We start from the raw sequence: 2,850 nt of genomic DNA, 5'->3' as shown, positions 1-2,850 counted from the left end.
GACGGTGCCGTGGTCGGTGATCACGGCAGCCACACCATCCGCATGGGCATCGGCCTGGCCGAAACCTCGCCGCAGTATCTCTCGAGCCAGTATTTCGCCGACATCCTCGCCGAGCGCAGCGAAGGGCGGCTCACCGTCAACGTCTTCCCCAACAGTCAGCTGGGTGACGACGTCCAGATGATGGAGATGATGCAGACCGGCACCCTGGACATGTCCTATCCCTCCTCATCGCCGGCCACCACCTATGTGCCCGAACTTGCGGCATTCGACCTTCCCTTCCTGCTGCCGACCCGCGAGGCGGCCATCGCGGTGATGAACAGCGATATCGCCCAAGGCATGCTCGATGCCTTTGATGGTACCGGCATCAAGGCGCTGGCCTTCTCCGAAAACGGCTATCGCCAGCTCTCCAACAGCGTCCGTCTCGTGGAGTCCCCGGAGGACGTTGCCGGTCTCGACATGGGTGGCCTGACCATCCGCACCATGGAGAACCCGGTGCACCTGTCCATCTGGCAAACCCTGGGTGCCAACCCGACCCCGATGGCCTTCGGTGAGCTGTTCTCGGCCATGGAACAGGGTGTCGTCGACGGCCAGGAAAACCCCTGGAGCACCATTCTGACGTCTAACTTCCACGAGGTTCAGGACTACGGCTCCGAGACTCGCCACGTCTATACGCCCTTCATCCTGATGATGTCCGAGCGCACCTGGGATCGTCTGGACCCCGAGTACCAGCAACTCGTCCAGGAGGCGGCTCGCAAGTCCGCAGCCTACGAGATCCAGTTGGCCACCGAGTACGACGACTGGGCGCGCAATCAGCTCGAGGAGCGCGGCATGCAGATCACGCGTCTCGACGACGACCAGATTGCCGCCTTCCAGGAAGCCGTGCAGCCGGTCTATGACGAGTGGGCTCCGCAGATCGGCGAAGATCTGATTGCCGAGATCCGCGAGATCGTCGCCGACACCATGAACGACTGATACGCGTCACCCGATGATCGCTCAGCGACAAGGGGCCTTGCTTGGCCCCTTGTTCTGTCTCTGGAGTCTCGCCATGTCTGAATCGACTTCTCCACCACCCGATATCGATGCCTATCTTGCCGATCCCAACCGCCGAGCCCTCGAGCTGGATTTCGAGGCGCGAAAGGGGCCCGTGGTCTTTCGTTGGCTGACCGGGATCATGGAACACCTGATCGCCGCCATCCTGGTGGCACTCATCATCTCGGTATCGGCCAACGTGATCGGACGCTCGTTACTCAATAATTCGCTGCCCTGGGCGGATGAACTGGCTCGGATGCTGTTTGTCTGGCTGGTCTTCATCGGGGCCGCGGCGGTCTTCGCTCACTTCGAGCATATCGCCGTGGATTTCGTGGTGCGCAAGCTCAAGCCACGTGCCGCCTACACGCTCTACCTGGTGCAGCACCTGATCATCAGTGGGCTGATGGGCATCATGATCTGGGGCGGTTATGTGGTGATGTCCCGCTCGACGGGTCGAACCGCGATCCTCGGTGTGCCCTGGAACCTGATCAATGTCTCCCTGGTGCTGTGCTCGATCTTTATCCTTTCCGTGGCGCTGTGGCGCGCCTGGCAGTGTGTGCGGTTGATCCGTATGCCACCGTCCTCCTCACGCCCTCACAGCGGAGTGCGTTGAGCCATGCTATGGATCTTTCTGGCCATCCTGTTCGCCTCCATCGGTATCGGACTGCCCATCGCCTTCGGCCTGGGTGTCGCCGCCGTCGTGATGGCGGTAATGTCGGACATCCCGCTGTCGATCCTCATCGAACAATCGATCCGCGGCGTCAATAGCTTCCCACTGCTGGCCATTCCCTTCTTCATCCTGGTCGGTGAGGTGATGAGTCAGGGCGGGATAGCCCGTCGCTTGATGGACCTGGCCGGGGCCCTGGTCGGTTTCATGCGCGGGGGGCTTGGCCAGGTGGCGATCACCGGCTCGATGTTCTTCGGCGGCATCAGCGGCTCGGCAGTCGCCGACACCGCGGCCACCGGGGCGATGATGATTCCCTCCATGAAGCAGCAGGGCTACTCGGCGCCCCATGCCACCGCCATCAACACCGTCTCCTCGGTGATCGGCATCATCATTCCGCCGTCGATTCCCCTGATCCTGTTCGGCATCGTCACCGAGACCTCGATCAGTCGATTATTCATCGCCGGTATCGTGCCGGGAATGCTGATCGGCTTTGCGTTGATGCTCACCACCTTCATCCTGGCCAGCTTCACGCATGCCGGGCAGACCCGTAAGTTTCGCCTGGATGTGCTCTGGCGGACCTTCAAGGCGGCCTGGCTGGCGCTGGTGCTGCCGGTGATCGTGATCGGCGGCATCATCGGCGGGTTCTTCACCGCCACGGAAGCGGCGGTGGCGGCGCTGCTCTATTCGCTGACGATTTCGCTGCTGGTCTACCGCGAGTTCCCCCTTCGCGACCTCTGGGGGATGCTGATCCGTACCGCACGACTGACCGGCATGGTGCTGTTGCTGCTTGCCTTCGCCACGGTGATCGCCTGGTTCCTGACCATCAACATGGTGCCGCAGACGCTGGTCCGCCAGGTCCAGGCGATCACCCAGGATCCCTTCTGGCTGTTGATGATCGTCGCCGGCCTGCTGCTCCTGGTCGGTTTCGTGATGGACCTGACACCGGCCATGGTCATCATGGCCCCGATGCTGACGCCGATCGCTACCTCGGTGGGTGTGGATCCGGTCTACTTCGGCGTCCTGATGGCCTACATCCTGGGAATCGGCCTGCTCACCCCGCCGGTGGGCACCTGCCTCTATGTGGGCTGTGGCGTCGGCAAGGTGTCCATGGAGCAGCTGGTCAAGGCGATGCTGCCCTACTACGTGGCGCTGCT

3 protein-coding genes are annotated in these 2,850 nt (G+C 62.3%); all 3 read left to right on the top strand.

Features of this window, described 5'->3' with window-relative positions; all coding sequences use genetic code 11:
* Positions 1-972, top strand: a 972-nt coding sequence (locus ACESMD_RS04565) for a TRAP transporter substrate-binding protein (RefSeq protein WP_372610757.1), incomplete at its 5' end; no start/stop codon positions are given.
* A 73-nt stretch (positions 973-1,045) separates the two neighbouring features.
* Positions 1,046-1,642, top strand: coding sequence for a TRAP transporter small permease (locus ACESMD_RS04560; protein WP_372610755.1), 597 nt, complete (start codon positions 1,046-1,048; stop codon positions 1,640-1,642).
* A gap of 3 nt (positions 1,643-1,645) precedes the next feature.
* On the top strand, positions 1,646-2,850 hold a 1,205-nt coding region (locus ACESMD_RS04555; protein WP_372610753.1), incomplete at its 3' end, for a TRAP transporter large permease.

This window comes from Halomonas sp. (genome assembly GCF_041689495.1).
Taxonomy (GTDB): Bacteria; Pseudomonadota; Gammaproteobacteria; order Pseudomonadales; family Halomonadaceae; genus Halomonas.
This window is presented reverse-complemented; position numbering and strand designations above follow the sequence as displayed.